The organism is Bacillus sp. RK1064, assembly GCF_051488405.1.
Lineage (GTDB): Bacteria > Bacillota > Bacilli > Bacillales > Bacillaceae > Bacillus.
Map to the genome: position 1 here is coordinate 1,859,201 of NZ_JBPSCZ010000001.1, position 26,416 is coordinate 1,885,616.

Here is a 26,416-nt window from a genome sequence, read left to right on the forward strand (position 1 = left end):
AGGAAGTGAATCAGCATGAGAAAAAAACATGCCTTTATCGCCGGTGTTTGCTCAATGACTGTGATTTGCAGTGCCGCTATTATTTTGCAGCACCATGAGTGGATAGGGTGGATCAGTGGTGGAATCTCTATTATTGGCGTCATGATGTCTGGACTTCTAATGGGGGCTTGGACAAGCGGAGAAGAGACGCGGGCAGCCTATCATTCTGAAACAAAAGAGCACCGCATATGACGTCTTGATACGGCCTTTCTCATTATGATCTTTGCACTTCCGCACATGGCAGTATCAATCTTTTATGTTTTGATGTAAACACTTGTTAAAAGGAGTTCGTCATATGGCTGTTTTTGTCTTATTCGTTGTATTTGGCTTCCCCATTATTTCCGTGCTGATTGGCATTTTTGGGACAATGCTTTTGAAGAATGTTTGGATGCCGACTTTGATTGTCCTGTTAGCAAGGTCATTCTCATGTACACATATACACATACATTGGCGGGAATGAATCCTTTCTCATTTGGGTCATCACCTACACCGTCTTTACGTTTATTGCTGCATGGATTACAAAAGTAGCTCAAGTAAAAAAGAACAGTTTGCACTGTTCTTTTTTTGGTTCATATATCGGCGCACCATAGCTCAATTTCAATTTTCAGCTCAGGCCATCCTAAAGCTGATACATAAGCAACCGTCATTGATGGATAAGCTGTTTTAAAGATCGTATCCCACTGAGGATATAGATGATCCCAGTCGATTTCTTCCGTTGCCCATATATTGACCTTGATGACATGCTCTTCATTCAATCCTTCTGATTCAAGGATTTTTTTAATATTTTCAAATGTATTGGTTACTTGGTCGTTTAAACTTGATGGGACCTGTCCATCGATATCTGTTCCGACTTGACCCGATGTAACAAATAATCCCGCGCCCTTTGGTACTCTTGTGATATGACTATAGCTGCCAACGGGCTTCGGCATACTTTCTGGGTTTTTTCTCGTGATTTTTTCCATGTTATATCCCTCACTCACTTTGATTTTTCTGCTAGATTCTTCCTCATGTAGACAGACTTCACCAATTTCTATCTATTCTAAAAGAAAACAGCAGTGGAGTATCCATAGCCACAAGGTAAGAACATCAATATCTTCTTTTTCATGACCGAAACACTCCTTTTTATTGCGTGAGCAAGGTTTTGATTAACTATATAGTACCTGATACGAGACACACAGTCAAAATGATTTATAGACGATAACGCGCAATGTCTTGATTCAATCTCATGCTTAATTCATTAAGCCTTTCTGCTGCTTTTGCCACATTGGAGATGGCTGTCACTTGTTCATCTGTGGATGCGGTGATCTCTTCGATCGCAGCGGCATTTTCTTGAGAAATATGGGCGGCGCCTTGCATCGCTTTTGTGATGAGATCGTTTTGCTCCAGCAATGCATTCAGCTCTTTTGCCATTGCGTCTGTTTCAACGATGGTTTGTGAAATTGACGCAGAGATGGCATTGAATTCATGTTCTGTTGCATGTACCGCTTCATCTAACTCAGCAAAACGATCCATTGTGCTCGACATCATACCGGCTGTTGCCGTCGTTTCTTCTTTAATGCCTTGTACCATTTGCTGAATTTGAACGGCTGATTGCTTTGTCTGCTCAGCTAAATTCCGCACTTCACTCGCCACAACCGAGAAGCCTTTGCCTTGCTCTCCTGCGCGTGCTGCTTCAATGCTTGCATTCAGCGCTAGTAAATTCGTCTCATTTGAAATGCTTTCAATCGTATCAGTGATTTTAGAGATATCCTGTACTTTTATACTTAACTGCTCGATTCCTGTTCTAATACCTTTAGACGCCTGAATTGATTGTTCATTTGATTGTTTTAATTGCTGAACAATTTGCTGGCCCTGCTGCGATGATTGACTCGATTGGTCAGAGATTCGTTTAATTTGATCGCTTTGTTCTTTGACATTTTCGATGGATTGATTGAACTGGGTCATTTGTTGATTGGCTGCATCAAGGTCAGATGCCTGATGAAGCGTTCCGGTCGATATGTCGCCAATGGCTCGGCCAATTTCTTCACTGCTGGCTGAGGTTTCTTCAGATATCGCCGATAAATCTGTCGCTGATTCAACAAGCTGGCTGCTCGTTTCCTGTAGACCGCTCACAAGTGCCCTGAGTTCTCCTGACATATGATTAAAGCCTTTTGCCAGCTGTCCAATTTCATCTGTTGTTTCTTTTAAACTCGTGCGTTCAAGATTCCCCGCCGCAATTTCTTTTGAAGCAGCAGTGACTTGCTTGAGCAGTCTGACTTTTCCTCGAGCAGCTAAATAAAAGACGCCAAGACCGAGAAGAGCGACACCTGCTGTAATGAGCATGATATAGAGCTTCATCTGCTCTAATTCTTTATAAAATTCATCCTGGAAGACGGCGATACCGATACTCCAATTCCATGGCGTGAACTGGCTCATATAGGCAAGCTTTTGCTTTTCTTCGCCGGTGGCATCGTCCTTATCTAGATAGGTCACATAGTGTGTATCCTCGCCTTTTGCATTGGCTCCAGCGACCATTTTTTCACGATTGGTCGTGTTATCTGGAATGACGCCAATGTCGTTGACAGGATGGACTTGAGAGGAATAATCTGCTCCATATGCGACGAGATAGCCTTTATTTTTATAGATAAAATCTGATTTTTGAAATTGGTACCCTTTCCCGTTGTCATTTTTAGGCCCGCTCAAGTAAATACGGGCTTGTTCCTGCGCCTGTTCAAGCGTCAGTTCTTTTTTCTCTACACGATCATTCAACTGTTCAAGTGTGGCCATTGCTCCGCTGACGATGTGCTTTAAATCTGCTTTCCCCGCATCAATTAAGACATGTTTCGCTAACAAATACCCCGTTGTCCCAACAAGTCCGCCGGTTAAGATCGTGATCACGATAATGGCAGACATTAATTGAAAAAAGACACTTCTTGACGCAAACGTTTTCTTTTTCATATACAAATTCCCCCTTACATCATATATCGTCAAGCGGGGAAAACTATTAAAAAAGTCGTAAAAAAATCCCTTTCACTCGTTGGAAAGGGATTTTCTGATTATCGAGCTGTTTCTTTCAGAATGGCTTGATAGAGATCGTCTGTTGGCGTGAGGCCACATACTTCTTCCAGCACACCTTCAATGCCTTTTTCTTTTCTTAATGCCTGCAAACGAACCGCTTCTTCGTCTTCGGCAAAGTCATAAGCGAGAGCTGCAGCGATACCTTTGATTAAGTACACTGGCTGTTTGATCTTTTTCGCTGGACCGATTAAACGGTCGTCTGCTCCCAGCTTTCTAAGAGGAGAACGTGCGACACGAGTGACTTCGTCGGAGATAAAAGCATTTTCGAATCGTTTGATGTTTTTTTGAATATAGGCATCATGTTCTTCTTTCTGAAAGCCATATGTGTCGATTAAATAACTGCCTGTTTCACGAAGTGCTCCTTCAATAACTCGGCGAATCTCTGGTGTATCGACGGCTTCTTTAATCGTTTGAACGCCTTGCTGATACCCGACATAAGCAGCTAGTGCATGCCCTGTGTTGACAGTAAAGAGTTTGCGCTCAATATACGGCGTCAAATCTTTTACAAAGGTTGCTCCTTCAATCTGAGGAACGTCACCAATAAAGCCAGTCTCATCAATGACCCACTCGAAAAAAGGCTCAACTGATACTTTCAGAATGTCCTCATGGTGCTGAATCGGAACAATGCGGTCCACAGCAGCGTTTGGAAAACCAACTGTTTGTGACAACGCTTCTTGTTCCTCTTCTGTTAAATGAGAGAAAACGGCTTCTTTTAAATGAGAGCTGCCTCCAATCATATTTTCACATGCCACGATGTTGATGATATGGTCAGGCTTTTTCTGTTTTAATCCTTCAGCAATCGATGAAGCTATGATCTTCAAAACGGCTGGTCCAACAGCTGTTGTAATTAAATCGGCTGATGCGACGGCCTCTGTTAATGCCGCTGTGTCTTGTGCAGAATTGATCGCTTTCACTGGGCCGACTACTTCTTGTTTTTGACCCGGCGCTGCGAGTTCAACCGTGTATTCTCCTCTTTCATTCAGCTCGTTGATGACCGCTTCATTTACATCGGTAAAGACAAGCTCAAAGCCTGATGTTTTTAACAAAGATCCGATAAACCCTCTGCCGATATTTCCTGCTCCAAAATGAAGTGCCTTCATGTTAGTTCACCTCGTTAAAAATGGCGATCAGTTCATCCTGATCCTTTGCATGGATGATGCGTTCTACATTTTCTTCTTCTGAACAGACAATCGCAATTTGAGAAAGAATATCAAGGTGTTCGTTGTTTTTACCAGCGATGCCAAAGACAACTTTGGCGATATTTCCTTCTCCGTATTCAACACCTTCTGGAATTTGAATGATGGAAATCCCAGAATGAAGGACAGCCGCTTTCGCATCCTCTGTTCCATGAGGAATCGCAATCCCGTTGCCCATAAATGTAGATGAGATATTTTCTCTTTCAAACATTTTGTCAACATAATCACTTGTGACATAGCCGTTTGCCACTAGGACCTCGCCCGCTTTTTTAATGGCTTCTTCTTTTGAGCCTGCTTGTTCGTTTAGAAAAATATTGTCTTTTGAAAGTACTTGTTTCATGAATGATCACACACCTTTTTTTAGAATGGAAAATCAGAAAAACAACCAAAACGGGGAGTTCAATAAAGAAAAATTGAACTCAACCCGTTTCGTCATGTTATTTTTTCAATTTCTCAATCAGCTCATCGTATTTCGGGCTGTTTAAGAAATTATCAACTGAGATATGCACAGCGCCCGGCAGTTTCGCCTTGGCTCTGTCTGTTAAATCTTTATGAGTAAAGACCACATCGGCGTCATCTGGGATGTTGCTGATGGATGTGTTTGTCACATCAATATCAAGCTCTGCCTTTTTGACTTTATTCTTTAAGATGGATGCGCCCATCGCACTTGAGCCCATTCCTGCATCGCAGGCAAAGATGATTTTGTTCACGTCATCTGGATTGACATCACTTGGAGATGCTGCTTGCTCATTTGCTTCAGCATCTTCTTTTTGAGCTGTGAGAGCAGCAGCTGCTGCGCTTTTCTTCCCTTTCATGTCCTGCATCTTTTCTGTTGCTGCTGTTAGATCCTCATCAACAGCTTTTGAAGCCTTCAAAATCACAGAAGCGACAAGGAATGATACGACGGCTGCCACGACAACACCTGCAAGAACGGCAAGGTGTCCGCCTTTTGGTGACATCAGCATGAGGGCGATAATACTTCCTGGTGACGGCACAGCCTTTAAGCCTGCATTTAACAGGGTAAAGGTCAGAACGCCGCTTGCTCCCCCTGCAATCACCGCCAAAATGAGCTTTGGTTTCATTAAGATGTACGGGAAGTAAATCTCATGAATTCCTCCTAAGAATTGAATGACAATCGCACCCGGTGCAGACTGTTTCGCATTTCCTCTACCAAAGAACATGTACGCAAGTAGAACACCTAACCCTGGTCCTGGGTTTGTTTCAAGCAAGAACAGAACGGACTGCCCTGTCTTTGCCGCTTGCTCCACCCCTAAAGGACCTAAAATTCCTTGATTAATCGCATTGTTTAAGAACAAGACTTTCGCTGGTTCAATGAAAATACTTGCCAGCGGAAGCAAATGTGCATTCACAATGATATCTACACCAGCTGCAAGGGCTTTATTTAGACCAAGTACCACTGGGCCGATGGCGTAGAAGGCAATCGCGACAAGAATGGCACCTAGAATCCCTGCCGTAAAGTTATTCACAAGCATCTCAAAGCCCGATTTGATTCGATCTTTGAACAGCTGATCAATTTTCTTAATCAAGTAACCGCCAAGTGGTCCCATGATCATGGCACCTAAAAACATTGGAATGTCCGAACCGACAATGACCCCAATCGTCGCGGTTGCACCGAGTACCCCGCCTCGATGGTCGTATACGAGCTTACCGCCTGTGTAACCGATTAAGAGCGGCAGTAAGTAGTTGATCATTGGACCAACAAGTGAAGCTAATTGTTCATTTGGCAAATAGCCACTCGGAATGAACAATGCCGTAATGAGTCCCCAAGCGATAAATGCTCCAATATTCGGCATAATCATGCCGCTTAAATAGCTTCCAAAGCGCTGTACTTTTACGCGGAATCCGCTTTTTTCCTGCATCTATGAAAACTCCTTTCTTCTCTCCCTTTATTCAGGGCTTTATAGGTCAAAAGATATAATAACAAGTGTCAGTGAAGCCCTTAACCTTATCGTAAAACGCTTTCACTTTCCCTTCAATTGAAACTAAATGTCACTTTGTCACTTAGTGTGTGACAAAATTGAAATATGATGTGAATTCTCTGTCAGAGCATAGGACAAATGGAGTAAAAAGGTTGACGTGCCGTGGTTTTGATGCAAAATTCATTGGAATTTCACAACTTTCAAATAGTCTCTTCTTGTTTCCTCTTCTTAAATCGAATAGGCTTATACATGATCAAACCTATTCAATCAAGAAATGTCTGCGCAGACATGACACAGAAAAAGTGAACCATCTTGCTGTTTGTTTCGTTTACCTTTTAGAGTGAGCGGCACAATAGGAGGAGCGGTTTTTTCTGTGACTCACAGTTTACTGCCGCTTTCTTTCTGATACATGAGACATTTTCATAGGTAGAAAGGCGGTTATTCACTTGTTGAAACATAGTAAGTGGCTTCTGCTCCTTATCGTCACGTTGGCTTTTTTCATTCCAAAGGAAGCATTTGCTCATGCATACGTCGTCAGCTCGAATCCAGAGGCAAATGAAGAGTTGGAGAAGCAGCCTCCTTCGGTCTCTATCACATTTAGTGAAGGAATCGAAAGCGGATTTCATGCCATTAAGGTGCTCAATGCAAAAGGTGATCGTGTGGATAAGGGAGATACGGTCATTAAAGATCAAAAAATCATGGAAGCTGCTTTAAAAAAGGATTTACCAAAAGGAATATATACCATTCAGTGGAATGCGGTTTCAGCAGACGGACACTCTGTCTCTGGCATGATCCCGTTTAGTATTGGCAAAGCGGATGGCGGCTTTGACCAATTAGATCAAGGTCAAACGAATGAATCCATCGATGTTGCCTCGACCATTGATAAAGCCTTACTTTATACATCGTTTAGCTTATTTCTCGGGACCATTTTGTTTGGACTGTTTTGGTTTAAAACATCCATTTCACCTGTATTAGCGAAACGAATGAAGAGGCTTTTGACTTTGTCACTGATCATGATGGGCGGAGCACTCGTGTTCCAGCTGCCAATTCAAACAAAATCAGCGGCAGACGTGTCCTTTTTGGGGGCATTTCAACCATCGCTCTTACAAGAAACCATTGCGTCGACTTCTGGCGGCAGTTTGTGGATGATGCTCATGGTGTCATTTGTTCTTCTGACCATTTGGAGCATAGTCGCGATGAAAAAAGGGGTTTTTACTTCTTTTCGGGTATGGTTGTTTCCACTGCTCCTATTCGCAGTGCTTCTCTGGCTGAAAGCACAAATCGGACATCCAGCAGCAACAGATAATAAAATACTGACAACGTCCCTTGATTTCATCCATCTCGTTTCTGCATCGATCTGGGTCGGTGGTTTAACAGCCATTGTGCTTTTATTGCTGAAGAAGCTGCCAAATGAAGATCAGCCGCTCATACGGAGTACGTTAACAGCGTTTCACCCTTGGGCGATGCTCTCTGTTGGACTCATTGTGTTTTCAGGATTTGTGAATGCCATCTTCATTTTGCAATCGTTTGATGCTCTTTTCGAATCAGCGTATGGACGAACCTTTTTAATCAAGCTTGGTTTATTTATCTTGATGGGCCTTCTAGGACTTGTCCATTACTTGATGCTGAGATGGGAAAAGAAACAGAAACAAAACGTTTCGTTACGAGCTGAGTGGATTATCGGAATCGCCATTTTGTTATTAACGGCTGTGTTCACCAATATTCCGAGCCCTCCTCCGCCTGCACCTGAGCCATTCTTTGGCGCAAACCAGGTCGAGCATCGTGACATTGTGTCCATGAGCATTACCCCGAATGCCCCGGGAAAAAACACATTCGAGGTCGCATTTACGAAGAAGGATGGACAAACGATTACTGATATTCAATCTGTGACAGCCAAGATCCATAAAGTCGCCTTATTCGGTGAAGAGAAACCGAGTGAATTTCAGCTGAAACGATTAAAAAATGGTCATTTCTCTGCTGAAAATCTCTTGTTAAATGAAAAAGGCACTTGGAAAATTGAAATCCATGCGTTAACTGGTTCTTTTGAAAATATCGATACCACATTTATTAGAAGAAACTAAAAGGAGTTCATACCATATGAAAAAATACGTTAAAGCTTTATTACCAATGCTTCTCGCTTCATTTTTATTGGCGATTCCTGTGAGTGCTCATGTCACAGTCAAGCCTGATACGTCTGCGACAAATGCGTGGGAAACCTATACGTTAAAAGTTCCTTCTGAGAGTGACAGTCCAACGACTAAGGTTGTCGTGACAATACCTAAAGGCGTAGAATTCCAGCAATATGAGCCAGTCCCTGGATGGAAAACGTCAACTGAAGAAAAAGATGGCAAGGTGACAAGAGTGACTTGGGAAGCAACGGGTAAAGGCGTGCTTGCCGGACAGTTCCAGCAATTCGTTTTTGTAGCGAAAAACCCTGAAAAAGCAGGTGAAGCTGCATGGGATGCATATCAATATTATAAGGATGGAACGGTCGTTGAATGGACAGGCGATAAAGATGCTGATAAGCCGCATTCGATCACAAACATTGTGGCATCTAATACGGTAACGGATTCACATGGACAAGAAAAACCAAAAGAAGAAAAGGCATCTGAAACAGCCTCCAACTCTTCCTCACCACTTGTGCTAGGGTTGTCCATTGCTGCTCTAGTCGTAGCACTGATTGCGCTTGGGCTTGCTTTTAGAAAGAAATAATTGATTCGTAAGCGATCGTTTTCACGGAAACGATCGCTTTGTTTCTTTCCACCTTGAACACGAGATCATTTTTCCAACCTATTATTACCAATATAGGATTGAATAGGATGGTGGCGCGTGCCATAATGAGACACATGACCACCTAGGAGGCTATGAGATGAACCATTTAATTATATTTGCTCATCCCCAGCAAAGCTTAAATCAAACCTTATTAGATCTTGTTGTCAGCACTCTTTTGAACAATGGTCATGAAGTGACTGTTCGTGATGTCTATGCTCTTGGTTTTTCGCCAGAGCTAAGCATGTTGGAAAAGGCTGCGATCAAACGGGGTGATGTCCCAATTGCCATTCAAACAGAGCAGAAGCTGATTCAGCAAGCAGATGTCCTAACGTTTATTTTTCCCATTTGGTGGACAGGCTTACCCGCTATGCTAAAGGGCTATGTAGAACGCGTTTTTTCTGAGGGCTTCGCTTATCAAATCAATGAGCATGGGGCTATTGAAAACCTGCTTCGGCACAAAAAAGGTGTCATTATCAACACGCATGATGCTCCAAGGACCTTTCTTGACTCTAAGCGGATCGTTTCCGCCTCCCATCGCATGACAACAGATACAGAAGTCTTCAATTTTATTGGTGTTGAGCCTGTTGAACGACTTTTGTTCAGCAGCATGGAGCAGGCACCAGCAGATTACATCCACGAAATTCTAAAAGAAACAAAAGAAACGGTGGAGCAGCTTTTTCCGCCGGCTGTTTAACATAAAAAAGACTGCCAAGATTCCTCAGGCAGTCTTTTTCACGTCTATTCGTCTAAACCAATGGATACATATTTGGTTTCTAAATAGGGTTCGATGCCTTCGATGCCGCCTTCACGGCCAATTCCGCTTTCTTTCATTCCTCCGAATGGTGCTTGAACAGCCGATGGACCGCCATCATTCCAGCCGATTATCCCGTAATCAAGATTCTCTGACATGTAAAGTCCGTTTCGATAATTCTCTGTAAAGAAATAAGCTGCAAGACCAAAAGGTGTATCGTTCGCTAATTCAATCGCTTCATCTAGCGTTTTGAACGTCGTAATCGGCGCCACTGGCCCAAAGGTTTCTTCATGCATAATGTTCATTGAAGGGTCTACATGTGTGAGAACCGTTGGCTGGACAAAATAATACGACTTTTCATCATCGAAATGCGTATCTCCGCCGACAAGAATTTTCGCTCCTTTATCGACTGCATCTTGAATTTGGCCGACAATTTTATCAAAGCCGCGCTTATTGATAATTGGGCCGATGGATGTGCCTTCTTCAAAGCCATTTCCCACTTTCAGCTTTTCTACTTCTTTGCTGAAGCCTTGAGCAAATGCTTCATGAATGTCTTCATGTACAATTAAGCGGTTGGCACAGACACAGGTTTGTCCTGCATTACGGAACTTAGATGCCACTGCTTGTTTGACAGCTAGTTCAAGATTGGCATCTTTGTCTACGATGAGCGGAGCATGACCGCCAAGCTCCATTGATACGTGCTTGACTGTACTCGCACTGTTTTTGATCAGATGCTTTCCGACTGGCGTTGAGCCTGTGAACGTGATTTTGCGAATCAATGGACTATCTGTGAATATTTCACCGACTTCTTTTCCATCTCCAACCACCCATTGCAGTGCATCCTCTGGAATTCCAGCTTCGTGGCCTAATTTTACAAGTTCAATAGCCGTCATCGGCGTGTCTTCAGCAGGTTTCACAATAAACGTACAGCCCGCTGCAAGTGCTGGTGCAGCCTTTCTCGTGATCATGGCTGCTGGGAAATTCCACGGTGTAATGGCCGCAACAGGACCAACTGGCTGCTTTGTGACAAAAAGGCGTTTGTTCGTCGTATGTGACGGAATGGTTCTGCCGTATATCCGTTTGGCTTCCTCTGCGTACCATTCAATGTATCCAGCTGCATAGACGATTTCGCCTAATGCTTCTTGATACGGCTTCCCGTTTTCTTCGGTAATGATTTTTGCGAGCCTTTCTTTATGTTCAATCATGAGGTCAAACCACTTGCGAATGATATTGGCACGTTCATGCGCAGACATTTTTGCCCATGCTTTGAATGCTTTGTGTGAGCGGGTAATGGCGTCTTCGATCTGTTCTTTTGTATGCTGAGCAACTGAAGCAATTTCTTCTCCTGTTGCAGGATTATACACTTTGAGTTCGTTTGTCATGCTCTACCGTCTCCTTCGTTCTTGGATTCATTACATATAGTATATACCCAATGAGTGCCCAACCTAAAAGCAATATCCATTCAGCTGGCCATGATAAGGAGGCCGGCATTCCTGGAAAATAAAATGAAAGAAAAAGGAGACTCAGCCCGATAGCTAAAACGCCTGTCGTCCGCCAATACTTAATGCGGTATGGACGCTCAAGCTCTGGTTCTGCTTTTCGAAGTCTCATAAAGGCAATGGACACTATTAAGTACCCAACGATAATTCCGACACCGCCCGCATTGACAATCCACACGAGGGCAGGACGCCCTAGTAATGGAGCAAAAAAAGCCAAAGCACCAAGAAATAAAATGGCATTTGTCGGCGTTTTATACTTTGGATGAATATACGCAAACCATTTGGAAATCATGCCTCTTTCCGCCATCGCATATAGAATACGGCTTGCACCGATGATAAAAGCATTCCAGCTCGTCACAATCCCTGCTACACCGCCAATGACAAGCACTGTTCCAAACGCCTGATGACCGAGCAGCTGCACCATCGCATCTGCTGTCGCCAATGAAGAGGCTTCAAGCTGTCCTTTTGACAGCCCCGCAGCTACCCCAAAGACAATAAGCAGATAAAATACGACCGCACTCACGATGGAGATAATTAATATTCTCCCAATGATTTTCTTTGGCGCATTAATCTCTGCTGCTACTTGCGGAATCACATCAAATCCAACGAATAAAAAAGGAATCATGACTAACACGGCCATAAGACCGCCAACCCCGCCTTGAAACATTGGCTCAAGGTTTGCAAAATCTCCATTAAATGTCGCGCCACCTAAAAGGAGAAAGCCTGTCAAAATAATCGCTACAGTGAACACAGACTGAAAAATGGCCGCAGGCTTTGCCCCAATGTAATTCAGTGCTGTTAAAAACAATGCACCACCAGATCCAATCAACACCCATGTGAAATAAACGTCCCATCCCCCTATATTCCATAGGAAGCCAACATGCTGTGTTGGAATGACATAATCAATAACTGTCGGCAAGGCAACAGCTTCAAACGTAATGACGGACACATAACCAAACAATACGCCCCATGCTGAGACGAACGCTGATTTCATCCCAAATGCCCGCTGGACAAAGACGAGCCCTCCTCCCGTCTCTGGAATTGCAGACGAAAGCTCAGCATACGTGAGTCCAATAAAGATGACGAGAATACCGCCGATGACAAAGGCGATGACACTGCCTAAAAATCCTGCTGTTAAAATCCAATCTCCCGAAAGTACAACCCAGCCCCATCCAAGCATTGCACCAATGGATAAAAACAGTACGTCAGACTGCGACATGGTTTTTGCCATTTGTTGTTTTTGCATACAACCATCCCCCTTTGTTGTTTAGCGTGCTTTGAAGGCGTCCTCGATGATCCCTAGTCCTTCATTCAGCAGCTCATCTGTGATGACAAGTGGTGTTAAGAAGCGAATAATATTCCCATTAATCCCTGCCGTTAATAAGAGCAGCCCGTGCTCATTTGCATATGCTGCAATCGCTGCGGCTGTTTTCTTATCTGGTGTACGCGTTTTTTGATCTTCCACAATTTCAATCGCCGCCATTGCCCCTAATCGGCGGACTTCTCCAATGAATGGATACGTTGTTCTCCAATCATTTGCTTTGTCCTCAATGACTTGTCCGATGTGCTCAGATCGTTGATTCAATTGTTCCGTTTCAATAATATCAAGAACCGCTAGTGCTGCCACACAGCCTAATGGACTTCCTGCATATGTCCCCCCGAGCTCACCTGGATCTGCCGCATCAAGTATTTCCTTTCTGCCTACTACACCGCTTAGCGGCAATCCAGCGGCAAGAGATTTTGACACCGTGATTAAGTCCGGCACTACATCAAAGTGCTCAATGGCAAAATATTTCCCTGTTCTCGCAAAGCCTGTTTGGATCTCATCTGCCACAAAGACAATCCCGTGCTGCTGACAGAATGAAGCAACGTGCTGTACAAAACGCTTCGATGGTACAATAAAACCGCCCTCCCCTTGGACTGGCTCCATGACCACACAAGCAACGGTTTCTGGTGCAACGGCTGCGACGAAGAATTGATTGAATTGATCAATGATGTACTCATCGTAGGCTGCATCGCTTAATCCTTCTGGCTTTTGATAGTAATAAGGGTACGGCGCTTGATACACCTCTGACGCAAATGGTCCGAACCCAAATTTATATGGCTTGACCTTGCTCGTCATGCTCATCGTCATATTCGTTCTGCCGTGAAAGCCTCTTGTAAACGACACAACGGCCTGTCTTTTCGTATATTTACGTGCAATTTTCACCGCATTTTCAACAGCTTCTGCACCTGAATTGAGAAAAATGGCTTTCTTGTCATGATCGCCTGGTGTGAGGCGGCATAGCTTCTCTGCCAATTCAATATACGATTCGTACATCATGACGTTGAATCCTGGGTGAATCAGACTGTCTGCCTGTGCTTTGACGGCTTCCACAACCTTTGGATGTGAATGGCCTACATTTAATGTACCGATAGCGCCTGCAAAATCGATAAAACGTTTCCCATCGATATCGAACAGCTCGGCTCCCTTCCCCTTCGCTGCAAGATGACGGTTGCCATTACTCACGCCTCTTGCGACGTATTGGTCTCTTTTCCCCTGCCATTCTTCTGTTGAAAAACGGTTTGTTGTCGTTTGACTCATTGTCATCCATCCCCTTTATGTCTTTTTTATTATTCTGAATATTTTTTGGTATGATAGAAAGTACCAATATCATTTTTTTCATGGTATCAGAGAGGATGGAATGACGAGATGCTGACAATTCAACTAGATCAAACAGGGGCAAACGGATTTATTTATCATCAAATTTATACGAAAATTAAAGGTGAAATTTTAAATCGAAACCTTCAGCCGCACGATCAATTACCCTCTAAACGAGAGTTAGCAGATACATTAAACGTCAGCGTGAATTCAGTGAATGGCGCGTATCAGCAGCTGCTTGCTGAGGGATATTTATATTCGGTCGAACGCAAAGGTTTTTTTGTGGAGTCATTAGAAACGTTTCATGAGTCAGGTCAGCTGAAACCCTCGTCCCTTCCAGCAGATTTAAAGGAGGAGCCGATTGCACGGGACGACTGGTATTCCTTTTCACATATCTCTGTTGATACAGCCAATTTTCCATTTAAAAGCTGGCTGAAAAGTGAACAAAAGGCGATCAGCCTCCATCAAGAAGCGTTTGGTGAGCTTCCGCATCCACAAGGTGTGTACGAGCTTCGGGAAACGATTGCCCGGTTGATCGGGCTTGCGCGAGGGGTCAAATGCTACCCAGAACAGCTCATTTTAAGCGCAGGCACGCAGTCACTTATCCATTCTTTATCAAGCATTCTTCCAGCCGATCAAGTATACGGATTAGAAAACCCTGGCTATCGCCGGCTCTATCAAATGCTGAAAAACAATCATCACCGAATTGAAACGATTGGCATTGATCAAAAAGGGGTGCGGATGAGTGACATTCACAAAAAACAGCCGAATGTCTTAATCATTACCCCTTCACATCAATTCCCAACAGGGGTAATTATGCCGATTTCCCGGCGGATTCAGCTCTTAAACTGGGCAGCCGATCATCCCGGCCGTTATATCATTGAGGATGATTATGACAGTGAATTCAAGTATGGTACAGACAGCATTCCAGCGCTGCAAAGTTTGGATCGATATGACAAAGTCATTTATATGGGGACCTTTTCAAAGTCATTGCTGCCAGGCTTAAGACTAAGCTACATGGTGCTCCCGCAGCATTTATTGAGACGCTATAAGAAAGAACAGCACTTCTTCATTCAAACAGCCAACCTTTTTACACAATACACCCTTCTTCATTTTATAAAAGATGGGGCGTATCAGCGGCATATTAAGAGGATGAATGGTTTATATGAGGAAAAGCGGAAGCAGCTCATTGAAGAGCTCGACACGGTTTTTACTGACAATGTACGGATTATTGGGGAAAATGCTGGACTTCATTTTATCGCAGAGTTCCGCTCAAACCGCACGCAGCATGAGATTTTACAGCGTGCCAAAGAAAGAAAGCTGAAAATGTACGGGATGGACCGTTTTACCCTTGATGAGCAATTGCCGGGGCATCAGGAAGGCTTTGTTCCACTCGTCCTCGGCTTCTCTCATATGCGGCCAGAGGATATTGAGCCGGCGGTGAAAAGACTGTATGAGTCGATTTATGGGAAATAAAACAGCCAGCTGCTTTACTAGACAGCTGGCTTACCACCGCTCTTTATCTACGGCTAAAATGGATGACACGAGTCCAGGAAAAGCGGTCTCGATGTCTTCTTTTCTTAAAGAATAGTAGCGGTGTTTACCGTCAATTCTCACTTTCACGACGCCTGCCTCCCTCAGCACTTTGAAGTGATGAGAAAGCGTAGATTTGGCAATATTCATCTCATACGTACCGCATGTCCTCTCGCCCGCTTCTGCTAAGCAGCGGACAATTTCTAACCGGATTGGATCAGCCAATGCGTGCAGCACAGAAATCAGTCTTATGTCTTCTTGAGTTGGATGGATTGGATTATTCATACGATAAATGTATCGTATTTTGTGCCAACATACAATCTCATGACTCGCCTCATACAAAGTAACGATACATCCTTCGGGAACGACTATGACTATATAAAAGCTGTCTTGAAGGGAAGGAACTGTCTATCAAGCAAATGTAGATTGGACCCATCAACTAACCGTCACTAAAGATCAGCAAGTAGGTATCATTCAGAAAACAGCTGCCGAACATTTTGATCACGGCACAGCTTCCCAGTTGAAAAAAGGGACAGCAATTTACTCTGTAAAGCAGCGAAAAGACCTTTTGATCGTCGAACTTAACGGACAGATCATCATATATGCCGCACATGCGGAAGGATAAAATACCTGTCATATAGATAGGTATTTTTTAAGTTTCTTTTCTTGTCATGGGTCATTGGTTTTGTTATCATTGCAAAAGTGACCACTCGGTTTCCATTGTGACCATATGGTTTTACCGATTCGGAAAGGACTTATGAAGATGAACGAAAAGCAAGAAGAGATTTTGCGGGTTTCAAAGAAATTATTTTCTCAAAAAGGCTATATGAGTGTCTCCATGCAGTCAATTGCCGATGCCTGTAAAATATCAAAAGCGTCCATTTATAAACTGTTTGATTCAAAGGAAGCTCTTCTATTAGAACTGATTAAATACAATCAGTGCAAAATGAGAGAGATTTCTCAGATCATTCATTCAGAAACGACGCTGTCCAAGAAGGAAAAATTCACAAAGAAGATTAAGCTTGAGCTTGAAGAGTTTAAAGAGAATCATAAATTTTTGAATATGCTGTCCTTTGAAGCTTTTTCGCAGCATTCGCCCATTGTCATTAAGCATTTACGTGAGACACGCTCCATTATCATGCAGCGGCACAGAGACATTATTTTAAGCACATATGGTGAATCTGTTGCGCCTTATGTCTGGGATCTTGTGATCGTCCTCAACGGATTAATGAGAGAATTCATCTTAATGCTGGCGATTGAGCACAAGAACATCCAATTAGAAAATGCCGCCGAAATGATTATCGGCGTGATGGACCGTGTGTCGAAAAAGCCTTGTTCCATTGAGCCTGTGTTAACAGATCAGCTGATGGACTCTTATTTGCTTTCTTCACAGGACGAATATGATGAAGAAAAGCTTGTCATCTCGTCCTTAACGAAGATCAAACAAGAGCTTCACGCACTGCCAAACGGAGAAGAAAAGGACGATCTCCTCTCTGCGTTTGAGCTGCTGAGCCAAGAATTATCAAAGGACCAACCGAGAACCTTTTTAATCAGCTCATTGCTCGATTATTTAGGTAAAAACAGCGTTTTATCACAAAACGTGTCACAGCTGAAAAGCATCATTCTATAGATAAAGAAGGGATAACATGAACCAATCAACAACATCGTATAATCGATCTGTGATTGTGGGGATTTTCCTCGTTGGGGCATTCGTCGCGATTTTAAACCAAACGCTGCTCATTCCAGCGATCCCACATATCATGGAGGAATTCAATATTGATGTCAGCAAGGGACAGTGGCTCACCACAGCCTTTATGCTGACAAACGGGATTCTCATCCCGATCACGGCTTTCTTAATCGAGAAATTTTCAAGCCGTTCTTTAGTTTTAACGGCGCTTAGCATCTTTACAGCCGGTACAATTCTTGCTTCATTTGCAACGAATTTCCCTGTATTACTTGCAGCGCGTATTGTGCAGGCAGCCGGCGCAGGGATTTTAATGCCGCTGATGCAAACGATCTTTTTAACCATTTTCCCGAAAGAAAAGCGCGGGCAGGCGATGGGCATGGTCGGTCTTGTCATTTCGTTCGCACCAGCGCTTGGGCCGACACTTGGCGGCTGGATTGTTGATTCCTTCAGCTGGAAGTTCTTGTTCTATATTGTTCTGCCAATCGGTATCATTGATCTCATTCTTGCTTTCTTCTTAATGAAAAATGTAACGCAGCAAAGAGAGACACGTATTGATGTTTTATCAGTCATCTTGTCGTCCTTCGGTTTCGGTGGGCTACTTTACGGATTTTCTAGTGTCGGAACATATGGCTGGACGAGTGCCACTGTCCTCATATCGCTGATTGTCGGCGCTGTGAGCTTGTTCTTCTTTATTCTGCGCCAGTCGAATTTGACAAGACCGATGCTTGAATTTGGTGTCTTTAAGTTTGCGATCTTTAGCTTAACGACCTTCCTTGGGATGCTTGTCTTTGCTTTATTGATTGGGACAGAGACGATTCTGCCGCTCTATACGCAAAATGTCAGAGGATTGTCTGCTCTTGATACAGGACTGATCTTATTGCCTGGTGCTCTCTTTATGGGGCTCCTCTCACCAATTATTGGACGGATTTTTGATAAAGTCGGTGGAAAAGGGCTGGCATTAGGCGGGTTTACGATACTTACTGTTACTACCCTGCCATTTATGCTGCTCACCCTTGATTCATCCATCGCCCTCATTACGGTCGCCTACACGCTTCGCTTAATCGGGGTTGGGATGATCATGATGCCGCTGACAACCGCAGGTATTAACTCTTTACCGCCTCATTTGATCCCGCATGGGACAGCGATGAATAACACGATGAGACAAATGGGCGGCTCCATTGGGACGGCTGTGCTTGTCTCCATCATGAGCAGTTCTGCTGCAAATGCAGAATTAGCCAGCCCATTAAAATCAGCCGTTCACGGCATGAACACATCATTTATCGTGTCTGGTTTGATTGCGGTCCTTGGACTCGTCCTCTCTTTTTTCTTAAAGGAAAAACGCGAGAATAAAGTGATGAAGCAGGAGCTATCTTCCTCCTCATCTTCTTCATAAGAAAAGAGCTCGGCATATTGCCGGCTCTTTTTTCATATACTCACGCTATATCGTCCTCTCCAAAAGGACATTTGTATTTACAGCGAAGAAAAACCTTGATAATTTAAAGAAAAGAGTTGATAATAGGAACTATTCAATTTGTGAGAAAATTTTTACTATAGGAGATGTATGCATTGAAGGTCGTTAAATTTGGTGGCAGTTCACTTGCATCTGGCAAGCAGCTGCAAAAGGTATTTGACATTGTAACAGCAGATCCAGCTCGAAAAGCAGTCGTTGTTTCCGCACCAGGAAAACGGCATTCAACGGATACGAAGGTCACCGATCTATTAATTAGCTGCGGTGAGCAATATTTACGTTTAGGCGAAGCACACGATTTACAGGAAGCCGTCATCGAACGGTATGCCTCCATTGCGGATGAACTCGGATTAAGTCATGACGTGATTGACACCATCAGGCAAGATCTAGACGCCCTCTTACAGGCTGATTCGTCTCGTCCAGAGCGATATCTTGATGCCATCAAAGCAAGCGGTGAAGACAATAACGCAAAGCTCATTGCCGCCTATTTCCGCCATCAAGGTGTCGAAGCTCACTATGTGAATCCAAAGGAAGCTGGTTTATTTGTGAGCGATGAGCCTGGCCAAGCGCAAGTCCTTCCGGAGTCATATGATCATTTGTACAAATTAAGAGGGCGCTCTGGCATCATCATATTCCCTGGCTTTTTTGGCTTTAGCCTATCGGGAGATATTGTCACCTTTTCTCGCAGCGGCTCCGATATTACCGGTTCCATTTTAGCAAACGGTTTGAAGGCAGAAGTGTATGAAAACTTTACAGATGTGGATGCTGTTTACGCTGTTAATCCAACGATCGTTCATGAGCCGAAGGAGATTACAGAGCTGACGTACCGGGAAATGCGCGAGCTGTCCTATGCTGGTTTTTCTGTGTTCCATGATGAAGCACTCATTCCAGCCTTCCGTGCAGGCATTCCTGTGCAAATTAAAAACACCAATAATCCCTCGGCAAAAGGCACAAAAATCGTGAACCAGCGAGATCATACAAATGGACCCGTTGTCGGAATCGCCTCAGACAGCGGATTTTGCAGCATTTATATTAGCAAGTATTTGATGAACCGAGAAGTCGGTTTTGGACGCAAGGTGCTGCAAACACTAGAGGAATATGGGCTTACGTATGAACATGTCCCTTCTGGCATTGATGATATGAACATTATTTTAAGACAGGATCAGCTGGAGGAGCAGCATATTGAACAAGAGCTGCTCGACCGCTTGAAGCTCGTGCTTGATGCAGATGAGGTCGTTTTAGAGCCGAATCTCTCACTCATTATGGTTGTAGGAGAAGCGATGCGTCACAATGTTGGAACCACAGCAAGAGCGGCAGAGGCGCTGTCAAAAGCGAAGGTCAATATTGAAATGATCAATCAAGGCTCTTCAGAGGTCAGCATGATGTTTGGCGTCAAAGCGGCTCAAGAAAAAGAAGCCGTGCAAGCGTTGTATGAGGAATTTTTCTCTATGTCTACCGTCCCTGTCTCCCTTTAACCAGCAGACTGCCAGATCTCAGGATCGGCAGTCTTTTTTGTTCTCGCCCGATTCACATGAATTTGCGCATTAAAATATATCTATTTCTCGTTTCATTTTGTATGATAGAGACAAATCAACTATTGTTCCGGTCTATGATCGGAGCTACAAGGAGTCCTAAAACAATGCCTCGTCAACAACTATTAAAACAGTTTCGCAATTTTCATGATGCTTCTACGAGTATTTTAAACATGATGAGTCAATTCACTGATGTGAATACACTGTTTATTGCTAAAAACGATCAAACCACCAATCAGATTGTCAAGGTGCTAAATCATGACGAGCAGCTTCTTGAAGAAGGAGAAGAAATTCCTTACGAGAAGACATTTTGCAAGCTGGCGGTCGATCATCAGGATACGCTTGTGATCCCTGATATATCATTGGATGATCGTTCTAAATACTTAGAAGTCACGAAACGTCTTCAAGGCGGATCATTCATTGGAGTACCGATTGATTTTACAGATGGTACGAACTACGGAACGATTTGCGGGCTTGATCTAAGGCCGCAGCAATTCACAGAAGAACACGTGCATATGTTTGAAACGATGGCTTCTTTATTAAGCTACGTCCTCGAACTCGACCGTGCCAACCGGCAGATTCAGCAATTATCTGTACCGATCGTCCCTGTTGTTGACGGTGTCGCCGTGCTTCCTCTCCTAGGTGATATCGAAGAGACACGTGCTCAGCATATTTTAGAAACCATTTTACAGGAAAGCTACAGACTGTCGCTCTCTCATTTGGTCATTGATGTATCGGGAACAAAACGCCTGAATGAACAGAGCATTCAATATTTGGTCAGCTATGCACAAACGCTGAAACTTTTAGGAATTTCGGCTGTTTTAACAGGAATTAAACAAGATCTTGCTCTAAGTGCGATTCAGTCGAATATTTCATTTAAAGACATCACCATCCGGAAAGACTTGCCGCAGGCACTTGCTCATATTGGCTTGACGTTTACTAAAATGGAATAAGAAATGATACACAAAAAAGGGCTAAATAAATTTTAGCCCTTTTCTTCTTTTTAAATCATGCCAGCAGCTGCAAATAAGAAGAATCGTTTCCGTCTTCAATAACTTGTAAAATCTGCTGTGCATGTGATGCGTCTGTGACACTGTTTAATTTTTGCATGATGTCTTCTTTCGATAGTGCATGGCCTGGTGCTCCCCGCGGAAGATCGACTCGTTTGCTAAAGGTGGTGCCATCAGATAAGGTAAGCTTCACAATCGTAAAGCGACCTTTTGGGACAGCGTCTGGATGGGGTTCTTTCGTTTGATCATATTCTCTGCTCACCCGCTTCATCCATGTGCGCATGTCTGATGGAATGGTTTTTTTCGTAAAGGCATCCAGCGTAAGCGTCTGTCCAAATACGGCAAGTGCGATGACGTATTCGACACTGAATCGTCCTTCTTCGCCCGTCAAAGGTGTCCGCTCAATAAGCGCTGCATCTCCGCCAGGCGGGAATATGACCTCTGCTTGTTTCACCTGATCCGATAAGAAAGTATGCTCTTCCATTAAGGATAGAATCGCATCTGCTGCATGATGCGCTGCTGAGCAGAACGGGTATACTTTGAACCACAGCCCCGGCGAGACAATACGCCACGCTATACCATACTCCTCTAGTAAACGATTTTCCGCCAGCTCCTGATCTCCATAGAGAGAAAAGAAACCAAGCGTACCATCAAGAACCGATTCATTCCCGCCAAAACCTGAACAAGCTAAGTCCATAGACCAGACGGCTGTTTTAGCCGCTAAGCCGGCTTGTAATGGTTTCATATCAGAGCCGAACTGCTTTCTCATTCCGGCTGATTGCGCTCCGGCAAAGCCGATTGCCTTCGCCAGCTCTTCCTGCGAGACTTGTTTTAAATACCCAATGGCACATACTGCTGCAATGGCTCCGAGGGTTCCGGTATTATGCCAGCCCCGCTCATAATGCGCCTTGCCGATGGATTCGCCAAGCCTTGCCATCACTTCAACGCCTGTAATGTAGGCTGCTAAAAATCGATCACCATACCCTTTGCTGTCTGTCAGCTGTGAAAGCAATGCTGGGATGATCACCGCACTGGGATGTCCTCTCACATCTGAGTGCACATCATCATAATCAAGGGCGTGGATCAAGTAGCCGTTCAGCATGGCTGCGGCTTGACGGCTGACCTTCTTCCCTTGTCCAATGACAGGAATTTGAGCGGCTCCGCCTTCTTGTTCCACAAGTGCCATGAGCTTTTGAATTCCTTCATCCTCTTTCGCAGCAAGCGCCGCCGCCGCAGCATCTAACAGACCATTTCGAGCCATTTCTACCGCCCGCTGATCTTGAAGTGGATCAGCTACAAGCACAGCCTCTGCCAATTTTTTTGTTAGTTCCATGATCGTGACTCCAATGCCTGAACAGCAAGCTCGGAAAAGAAGGCAGCGGCAACAGGGAGTGCTTCTTCATTTAATGTAAAGGCAGGGTGATGCCATTCCTCGGTACCGCTTGTCCCCATCCATACGAAAAAGCCTGGAATGTGTTCTTGATAAAGGGCAAAATCTTCTCCGCCCGGTGACTGCTCTGCCTGCGCTACATTTAAGTGAAGCGAACCAGCCGTTTCTTCTACCACCTTTGTCAAACGCTCGTCATTCAACACAGAAGGCAAATACGGATGCCATTTCACTTCGCCTTTTGCCCCAAATCCTTCGGCAATCCCACTCACGATTTGTTTCATGAGATCTGGAATCATCGCTCTCACTTCAGGCTCAAACGTCCGAACGGTTCCTTCCATCTCAACACGATCAGGAATCACATTCCATGAAGTACCGCCTTGAATGCGTGTGATACTGACTACTGCATGATGCAATGAGCTGATGCGGCGGCTGACGATTTGCTGAAGAGCACTTGTGATCTGCCCGCTGATGGCAATCGGGTCCACCGTGTGATTCGGAATACCTGCATGGCCACCTGTTCCTTTAATATCGATTTCAAATCGGTCAACACTTGCCATTAATGCTTTTTCTCTAATACCAATGGTGCCTACTGGCAGATCAGGTTTGTTGTGCATACCAAAAATCGCATCCACTCCATCTAATACGCCTGCCTCTATGACGTGTTTCGCTCCTTGCGCGACTTCCTCAGCCGGCTGGAACAAAATGCGGACCGTTCCTTTGATCTCGTGTTTCCGCTCTTTCAATAAAAGAGCCGCTCCAAAGATAGAAGCTGTATGGAAATCATGACCGCATGCATGCATTTTCCCAGGTACCTTTGAGGAAAATGGTTCGCCTGATGCTTCTTCAATCGGAAGTGCATCAATATCAGCTCTCAGGGCAATCGTTGGTCCCTCTTGTTCTCCTTTGATTTCACAGACGATTCCTGTTTGAAGAGCTGGAAAATCGAGTACGGTGATCCCTTCCTCTTCTAACCAGCTGCGCAGTTTTTTTGTCGTTTCATATTCTTCAAATGCCAGCTCTGGATGTTCATGAAGCGCTCGGCGAATGTTAATTAAACGTTTGTTTAAAGCTTCATTTCCTATTGATTTCACTGATACTCACCCCTCTAAAGAGTAAAAAGCAGCTTATGCTTCTTCAGCCGCTGCTTCTTTTTGGATAAATCGTTTTGTCCGTTCATTCTTCGTTTCATCAAATAACTCAGTTGGTGTGCCCTGTTCAATAATATGACCATCCGCCATGAAAATCACATGGTCTGCCACTTCTCTTGCAAACGCCATTTCATGTGTGACGATGATCATCGTTGTTTCTTGAATCGCAATGGATTTAATAACTTGAAGTACACCTGAGACAAGCTCTGGATCAAGCGCTGACGTTGGTTCATCGAGTAAAATGGCATGTGGATCAACCGCTAACGCACGGGCAATTCCAATTCGCTGCTGCTGTCCGCCAGATAACGTGACTGGATAGCTGTCAGCCTTTTGCTCTAATCCTACCTGCTTCAGCAGCTTCATCCCAATCTCATTTGCCTGCTGCTTCGTCATTTTTTTCGTCACAAGCAGTGATTCTGTGATGTTTTGCAGTGCTGTCTTGTTTTTAAATAGATTATAGTTTTGAAACACCATGGCCGTTTGTTGACGCAGATGATGGGCTTCTTTACGTGTATACTTGGACGCATCGAGCTTCGCATCGCCAATTTCAATCATGCCTTCATCTGGTATTTCTAATAAATTTAAGCAGCGCAGCAAGGTGGATTTACCGGAGCCAGAAGGTCCGATAATGGCCACAACCTGCCCTTTTTGCACGTCGAGATTGATTCCGTCTAAGACAACAAGATCGCCGAATGATTTCTTCAAATTGGTGAGCTTGATCATGTCCACACCTCCTTAATTCCGGTAAGGTTTGCTGATTTTTCGTTCAAATAGGTCTTGAAGGAAGCTATAAATGATGGTCATCACCCAATACACAATCCCTACGGCTAAATAGGTTTCAAAGTATTTATAGTTCGCGGACGCAATCATCTTTCCTTGTGCAAACATTTCTGCCACCCCAATGGTAAAGGCAAGAGATGTTTCTTTTAAAAGACCGATAAAGGTATTCCCCGTCGCTGGAATCGCATTTCTGACTGCCTGCGGGAAAATAATTCTGACGTAAGACTGCCATCTTGTCATGCCGACAGATAGACATGCCTCTAGCTGCCCTTCATCTACAGAATTGAGGGCCGCTCTGAAAATTTCTGCTAAGTATGCTGAGTTTTTAATACTTAATCCGATAATGACCGCTGTTAGGGCATCCATTGAGGTCATCGCAGGGAATAGCTGCGGAAGACCAAAATAAATGAGAAAGAGCTGAACCAAGGTTGGAACCGCTCTGAAAAAAGAAATATACAGCTTGGCAAATTGGTATAAAACAGGTATCCGGTTTTTCGTAATGAGAGCGAATACCACACCAATGATAATGGCAAATACCATGGAGACAATCGCCATGAAGATCGTTATCGGCAAGTATTGAATCAATGTCGGAAAAACCGTCACCATATACTGCCAATCAATTTTGTTCATGTCTGCTCTTCACCGCCGCTGTCGTTATTTTTTAATTGGCACTGTGACATCGTCTTTGAAATACTTCTCAGACAATTTCTTCAGTGTCCCGTCTTCTCTTAATTCTTTGATCGCTTTGTTAAATTCTTCTCTTAGCTTGTCATGCTTTTTATCTTTGGCAAATGGGTAGCCTACTTCTTCATACACAATTGGGTTGCCAACGATTTTGAGCGGCAGACCTGTTTTTTCAATTTGAGCAAGTAATACACTGCGTCCGTTGACATAAGCATCTACGCGGCCATTTGCCACTTCATTTAATACACCGTCTTGCGTTTCATATGTTTTAATATTGATTTTTTTGTCCGGGTCTTTGCTCTCTAGGTTTTTGGCGTGGTTAGAGCCAAGAACCGCCGCCACTGTTTTTCCTTTTAAATCATCAAGACCTTTGATGTCGTTGTTGTCCTTTTTCACGATGATTTGTGTTCCTGCGTAAGCGTACGTATCTGTAAAGTTAAACGTTTGTTTACGCTCATTTGTGACTGCGACTTGGTTTGACACTGTATCCAGCTTACCAGATGTCAGCTGTCCCATCAGTCCGCTGAATTCACTCAACTGCCAGTCTAGTTTGTAGCCGAGTTTTTTTGCGATGGCTTCAGTTACTTCGACATCGAAGCCAACAAGCTTGCCATTGTCTTTATAAGCAAACGGATAGCTTTGTCCTGTGGCGCCTACTTTTAACACTTTTTCTTTGCCTTCACTCTGATTGTTGCCGCCGCAAGCTGCTAAAACTGCCATCATTGCTGCAAATAGAACGACTAGCCACTTTTTGTTTTTCATGTTCGTAAACCCTTCTTTCTTCTTATAATTGTGTCATATCTGACCTTAGTTGTTTTTTAAAATAAACCGTGATGTGACCCTTGCCTAAATCCTTTTCTCCTGCTCTGACGTAGCCTTTGCGCTCATACATGTCCATGAGCCACGGATGCTTATCAGCTGTACCTAGAGATACGTATGGCACCTTCAGGGTATCCCTTAGCACTTCAGTTTCCACCCATTCCAGCAAGACAGAGCCTGTCCCTTTTTTGGCGGAAGGCTCTGAAGCAAACCACCAAATGTGAGGGACGCCGAACGGTCCTGGCTGCTCTCCCCAAGGCATACGGAGCGACAAGGTGGAGAGAAGTTCTCCGTTTTCTTCCATCACATAGCAAAGATTCTTTTGTACATTTTTCTGCACGAGAGCGAAATCAGCATGTGCTGCTTGGAACTGGATGCCGAGCTCACGAATTGGCTCATAGGCTCTTGTTGTCAGTTCAAGCAGCGCCTCTATATCTGCCTCTGTTGCCAGACGAAATGTGTATCCCAAC

24 protein-coding genes are annotated in these 26,416 nt (G+C 44.0%); 9 read left to right on the forward strand and 15 right to left on the reverse strand.

Translation table 11 applies throughout. The features are described 5' to 3' along the window. Positions 1 to 15: 15 nt before the first annotated feature. Positions 16 to 231, forward strand: coding sequence for a DUF5316 family protein (locus ACSSTM_RS09690; protein ID WP_437404151.1), 216 nt, complete (start codon positions 16 to 18; stop codon positions 229 to 231). 377 nt (positions 232 to 608) lie between these two features. Here the strand turns inward: ACSSTM_RS09690 and ACSSTM_RS09695 are convergent, their stop codons facing one another. From ACSSTM_RS09695 to ACSSTM_RS09715, 5 genes are all read right to left on the reverse strand, one after another. Beyond that, positions 609 to 1,001: a RidA family protein gene (locus tag ACSSTM_RS09695; protein ID WP_034664057.1), complete on the reverse strand. Its 393-nt coding sequence runs from the start codon at positions 999 to 1,001 to the stop codon at positions 609 to 611. Between the two features lie 226 nt (positions 1,002 to 1,227). Further along, positions 1,228 to 2,976: a methyl-accepting chemotaxis protein gene (locus ACSSTM_RS09700; RefSeq protein ID WP_034664058.1), complete on the reverse strand. Its 1,749-nt coding sequence runs from the start codon at positions 2,974 to 2,976 to the stop codon at positions 1,228 to 1,230. A gap of 98 nt (positions 2,977 to 3,074) precedes the next feature. Beyond that, positions 3,075 to 4,196 carry a mannitol-1-phosphate 5-dehydrogenase gene (locus ACSSTM_RS09705; RefSeq protein WP_437404152.1) on the reverse strand — a complete coding sequence of 374 codons (1,122 nt, stop codon included), beginning with the start codon at positions 4,194 to 4,196 and terminating at the stop codon, positions 3,075 to 3,077. A gap of 1 nt (position 4,197) precedes the next feature. Next, complete coding sequence (locus tag ACSSTM_RS09710; RefSeq protein ID WP_034664060.1) at positions 4,198 to 4,632, reverse strand: PTS sugar transporter subunit IIA; 435 nt, start codon at positions 4,630 to 4,632, stop codon at positions 4,198 to 4,200. Between the two features lie 97 nt (positions 4,633 to 4,729). Beyond that, a complete protein-coding gene (locus ACSSTM_RS09715; RefSeq protein ID WP_034664061.1) occupies positions 4,730 to 6,172 on the reverse strand; it encodes a PTS mannitol transporter subunit IICB in 1,443 nt (480 codons plus the stop codon). A 506-nt stretch (positions 6,173 to 6,678) separates the two neighbouring features. On the opposite strand from ACSSTM_RS09715, the gene ACSSTM_RS09720 reads away from it, so the two are divergent. The 3 genes from ACSSTM_RS09720 to ACSSTM_RS09730 all read left to right on the forward strand — a co-directional run bounded on the left by ACSSTM_RS09720 (position 6,679) and on the right by ACSSTM_RS09730 (position 9,698). Next, entirely contained in the window at positions 6,679 to 8,313 is a 1,635-nt protein-coding gene (locus ACSSTM_RS09720; protein WP_106038524.1) for a copper resistance CopC/CopD family protein, read from the forward strand. 16 nt (positions 8,314 to 8,329) lie between these two features. Next, positions 8,330 to 8,944, forward strand: coding sequence for a YcnI family copper-binding membrane protein (locus tag ACSSTM_RS09725; RefSeq protein ID WP_034664065.1), 615 nt, complete (start codon positions 8,330 to 8,332; stop codon positions 8,942 to 8,944). A 157-nt stretch (positions 8,945 to 9,101) separates the two neighbouring features. After that, the gene (locus tag ACSSTM_RS09730; RefSeq protein ID WP_034664068.1) at positions 9,102 to 9,698 is read left to right on the forward strand and encodes an NAD(P)H-dependent oxidoreductase; all 597 of its coding nucleotides are present in this window, start codon (positions 9,102 to 9,104) and stop codon (positions 9,696 to 9,698) included. A gap of 44 nt (positions 9,699 to 9,742) precedes the next feature. Here the strand turns inward: ACSSTM_RS09730 and ACSSTM_RS09735 are convergent, their stop codons facing one another. From ACSSTM_RS09735 to gabT, 3 genes are read right to left on the reverse strand one after another with little or no spacing between them, the layout of a single operon-like run. After that, positions 9,743 to 11,137 (reverse strand): NAD-dependent succinate-semialdehyde dehydrogenase, encoded by a 1,395-nt coding sequence (locus ACSSTM_RS09735; protein ID WP_106037096.1) that lies wholly within the window; start codon positions 11,135 to 11,137, stop codon positions 9,743 to 9,745. Then, positions 11,112 to 12,500: an APC family permease gene (locus tag ACSSTM_RS09740; RefSeq protein ID WP_034664075.1), complete on the reverse strand. Its 1,389-nt coding sequence runs from the start codon at positions 12,498 to 12,500 to the stop codon at positions 11,112 to 11,114. Before ACSSTM_RS09740 ends, ACSSTM_RS09735 begins: the two co-directional genes overlap by 26 nt. 21 nt (positions 12,501 to 12,521) lie before the next feature. Continuing rightward, on the reverse strand, positions 12,522 to 13,838 hold the full coding sequence (gene gabT, locus ACSSTM_RS09745) for a 4-aminobutyrate--2-oxoglutarate transaminase (protein ID WP_106038522.1): 1,317 nt from the start codon (positions 13,836 to 13,838) through the stop codon (positions 12,522 to 12,524). A gap of 108 nt (positions 13,839 to 13,946) precedes the next feature. On the opposite strand from gabT, the gene ACSSTM_RS09750 reads away from it, so the two are divergent. Further along, positions 13,947 to 15,371, forward strand: a complete 1,425-nt coding sequence (locus ACSSTM_RS09750; protein ID WP_095285966.1) for a PLP-dependent aminotransferase family protein — start codon at positions 13,947 to 13,949, stop codon at positions 15,369 to 15,371. Between the two features lie 30 nt (positions 15,372 to 15,401). Here ACSSTM_RS09750 and ACSSTM_RS09755 read toward each other — a convergent pair whose 3' ends face one another. Beyond that, complete coding sequence (locus tag ACSSTM_RS09755; protein WP_034664461.1) at positions 15,402 to 15,713, reverse strand: ArsR/SmtB family transcription factor; 312 nt, start codon at positions 15,711 to 15,713, stop codon at positions 15,402 to 15,404. A gap of 478 nt (positions 15,714 to 16,191) precedes the next feature. On the opposite strand from ACSSTM_RS09755, the gene ACSSTM_RS09760 reads away from it, so the two are divergent. The 4 genes from ACSSTM_RS09760 to ACSSTM_RS09775 all read left to right on the forward strand — a co-directional run bounded on the left by ACSSTM_RS09760 (position 16,192) and on the right by ACSSTM_RS09775 (position 21,068). Beyond that, positions 16,192 to 17,058: a TetR/AcrR family transcriptional regulator gene (locus tag ACSSTM_RS09760; RefSeq protein ID WP_066031326.1), complete on the forward strand. Its 867-nt coding sequence runs from the start codon at positions 16,192 to 16,194 to the stop codon at positions 17,056 to 17,058. Positions 17,059 to 17,074: 16 nt separating this feature from the next. Then, a complete protein-coding gene (locus ACSSTM_RS09765; RefSeq protein WP_034664086.1) occupies positions 17,075 to 18,508 on the forward strand; it encodes an MDR family MFS transporter in 1,434 nt (477 codons plus the stop codon). Positions 18,509 to 18,681: 173 nt separating this feature from the next. Then, the gene (locus tag ACSSTM_RS09770) at positions 18,682 to 20,058 is read left to right on the forward strand and encodes an aspartate kinase (protein WP_034664088.1); all 1,377 of its coding nucleotides are present in this window, start codon (positions 18,682 to 18,684) and stop codon (positions 20,056 to 20,058) included. A gap of 164 nt (positions 20,059 to 20,222) precedes the next feature. After that, the gene (locus ACSSTM_RS09775) at positions 20,223 to 21,068 is read left to right on the forward strand and encodes a GAF domain-containing protein (RefSeq protein ID WP_034664090.1); all 846 of its coding nucleotides are present in this window, start codon (positions 20,223 to 20,225) and stop codon (positions 21,066 to 21,068) included. 55 nt (positions 21,069 to 21,123) lie between these two features. Here the strand turns inward: ACSSTM_RS09775 and ACSSTM_RS09780 are convergent, their stop codons facing one another. The 6 genes from ACSSTM_RS09780 to ACSSTM_RS09805 are packed head-to-tail and all read right to left on the reverse strand — an operon-like array spanning position 21,124 to position 26,415. Further along, positions 21,124 to 22,458 (reverse strand): MmgE/PrpD family protein, encoded by a 1,335-nt coding sequence (locus ACSSTM_RS09780; protein ID WP_187704333.1) that lies wholly within the window; start codon positions 22,456 to 22,458, stop codon positions 21,124 to 21,126. Beyond that, complete coding sequence (locus ACSSTM_RS09785; RefSeq protein WP_106038518.1) at positions 22,449 to 23,606, reverse strand: amidohydrolase; 1,158 nt, start codon at positions 23,604 to 23,606, stop codon at positions 22,449 to 22,451. Before ACSSTM_RS09785 ends, ACSSTM_RS09780 begins: the two co-directional genes overlap by 10 nt. Positions 23,607 to 23,639: 33 nt before the next feature. Further along, positions 23,640 to 24,386, reverse strand: a complete 747-nt coding sequence (locus tag ACSSTM_RS09790) for an amino acid ABC transporter ATP-binding protein (protein WP_060595533.1) — start codon at positions 24,384 to 24,386, stop codon at positions 23,640 to 23,642. 12 nt (positions 24,387 to 24,398) lie between these two features. Then, complete coding sequence (locus ACSSTM_RS09795; RefSeq protein WP_060595532.1) at positions 24,399 to 25,073, reverse strand: amino acid ABC transporter permease; 675 nt, start codon at positions 25,071 to 25,073, stop codon at positions 24,399 to 24,401. Positions 25,074 to 25,097: 24 nt separating this feature from the next. Further along, positions 25,098 to 25,889, reverse strand: a complete 792-nt coding sequence (locus tag ACSSTM_RS09800) for an amino acid ABC transporter substrate-binding protein (RefSeq protein ID WP_034664099.1) — start codon at positions 25,887 to 25,889, stop codon at positions 25,098 to 25,100. Positions 25,890 to 25,911: 22 nt separating this feature from the next. Further along, the gene (locus tag ACSSTM_RS09805) at positions 25,912 to 26,415 is read right to left on the reverse strand and encodes a GNAT family N-acetyltransferase (RefSeq protein ID WP_095285964.1); all 504 of its coding nucleotides are present in this window, start codon (positions 26,413 to 26,415) and stop codon (positions 25,912 to 25,914) included. Position 26,416: the final 1 nt, after the last annotated feature.

Bases quoted from the DNA above. Each gene is read 5' to 3' on its own strand.
- ACSSTM_RS09690 (WP_437404151.1), top strand. From the start codon at position 16: ATGAGAAAAAAACATGCCTTTATCGCCGGTGTTTGCTCAATGACTGTG.
- ACSSTM_RS09695 (WP_034664057.1), bottom strand. From the start codon at position 1,001: ATGGAAAAAATCACGAGAAAAAACCCAGAAAGTATGCCGAAGCCCGTT.
- ACSSTM_RS09700 (WP_034664058.1), bottom strand. From the start codon at position 2,976: ATGAAAAAGAAAACGTTTGCGTCAAGAAGTGTCTTTTTTCAATTAATG.
- ACSSTM_RS09705 (WP_437404152.1), bottom strand. From the start codon at position 4,196: ATGAAGGCACTTCATTTTGGAGCAGGAAATATCGGCAGAGGGTTTATC.
- ACSSTM_RS09710 (WP_034664060.1), bottom strand. From the start codon at position 4,632: ATGAAACAAGTACTTTCAAAAGACAATATTTTTCTAAACGAACAAGCA.
- ACSSTM_RS09715 (WP_034664061.1), bottom strand. From the start codon at position 6,172: ATGCAGGAAAAAAGCGGATTCCGCGTAAAAGTACAGCGCTTTGGAAGC.
- ACSSTM_RS09725 (WP_034664065.1), top strand. From the start codon at position 8,330: ATGAAAAAATACGTTAAAGCTTTATTACCAATGCTTCTCGCTTCATTT.
- ACSSTM_RS09730 (WP_034664068.1), top strand. From the start codon at position 9,102: ATGAACCATTTAATTATATTTGCTCATCCCCAGCAAAGCTTAAATCAA.
- ACSSTM_RS09735 (WP_106037096.1), bottom strand. From the start codon at position 11,137: ATGACAAACGAACTCAAAGTGTATAATCCTGCAACAGGAGAAGAAATT.
- ACSSTM_RS09740 (WP_034664075.1), bottom strand. From the start codon at position 12,500: ATGCAAAAACAACAAATGGCAAAAACCATGTCGCAGTCTGACGTACTG.
- gabT (WP_106038522.1), bottom strand. From the start codon at position 13,838: ATGAGTCAAACGACAACAAACCGTTTTTCAACAGAAGAATGGCAGGGG.
- ACSSTM_RS09750 (WP_095285966.1), top strand. From the start codon at position 13,947: ATGCTGACAATTCAACTAGATCAAACAGGGGCAAACGGATTTATTTAT.
- ACSSTM_RS09755 (WP_034664461.1), bottom strand. From the start codon at position 15,713: ATGAATAATCCAATCCATCCAACTCAAGAAGACATAAGACTGATTTCT.
- ACSSTM_RS09760 (WP_066031326.1), top strand. From the start codon at position 16,192: ATGAACGAAAAGCAAGAAGAGATTTTGCGGGTTTCAAAGAAATTATTT.
- ACSSTM_RS09765 (WP_034664086.1), top strand. From the start codon at position 17,075: ATGAACCAATCAACAACATCGTATAATCGATCTGTGATTGTGGGGATT.
- ACSSTM_RS09775 (WP_034664090.1), top strand. From the start codon at position 20,223: ATGCCTCGTCAACAACTATTAAAACAGTTTCGCAATTTTCATGATGCT.
- ACSSTM_RS09780 (WP_187704333.1), bottom strand. From the start codon at position 22,458: ATGGAACTAACAAAAAAATTGGCAGAGGCTGTGCTTGTAGCTGATCCA.
- ACSSTM_RS09790 (WP_060595533.1), bottom strand. From the start codon at position 24,386: ATGATCAAGCTCACCAATTTGAAGAAATCATTCGGCGATCTTGTTGTC.
- ACSSTM_RS09795 (WP_060595532.1), bottom strand. From the start codon at position 25,073: ATGAACAAAATTGATTGGCAGTATATGGTGACGGTTTTTCCGACATTG.
- ACSSTM_RS09800 (WP_034664099.1), bottom strand. From the start codon at position 25,889: ATGAAAAACAAAAAGTGGCTAGTCGTTCTATTTGCAGCAATGATGGCA.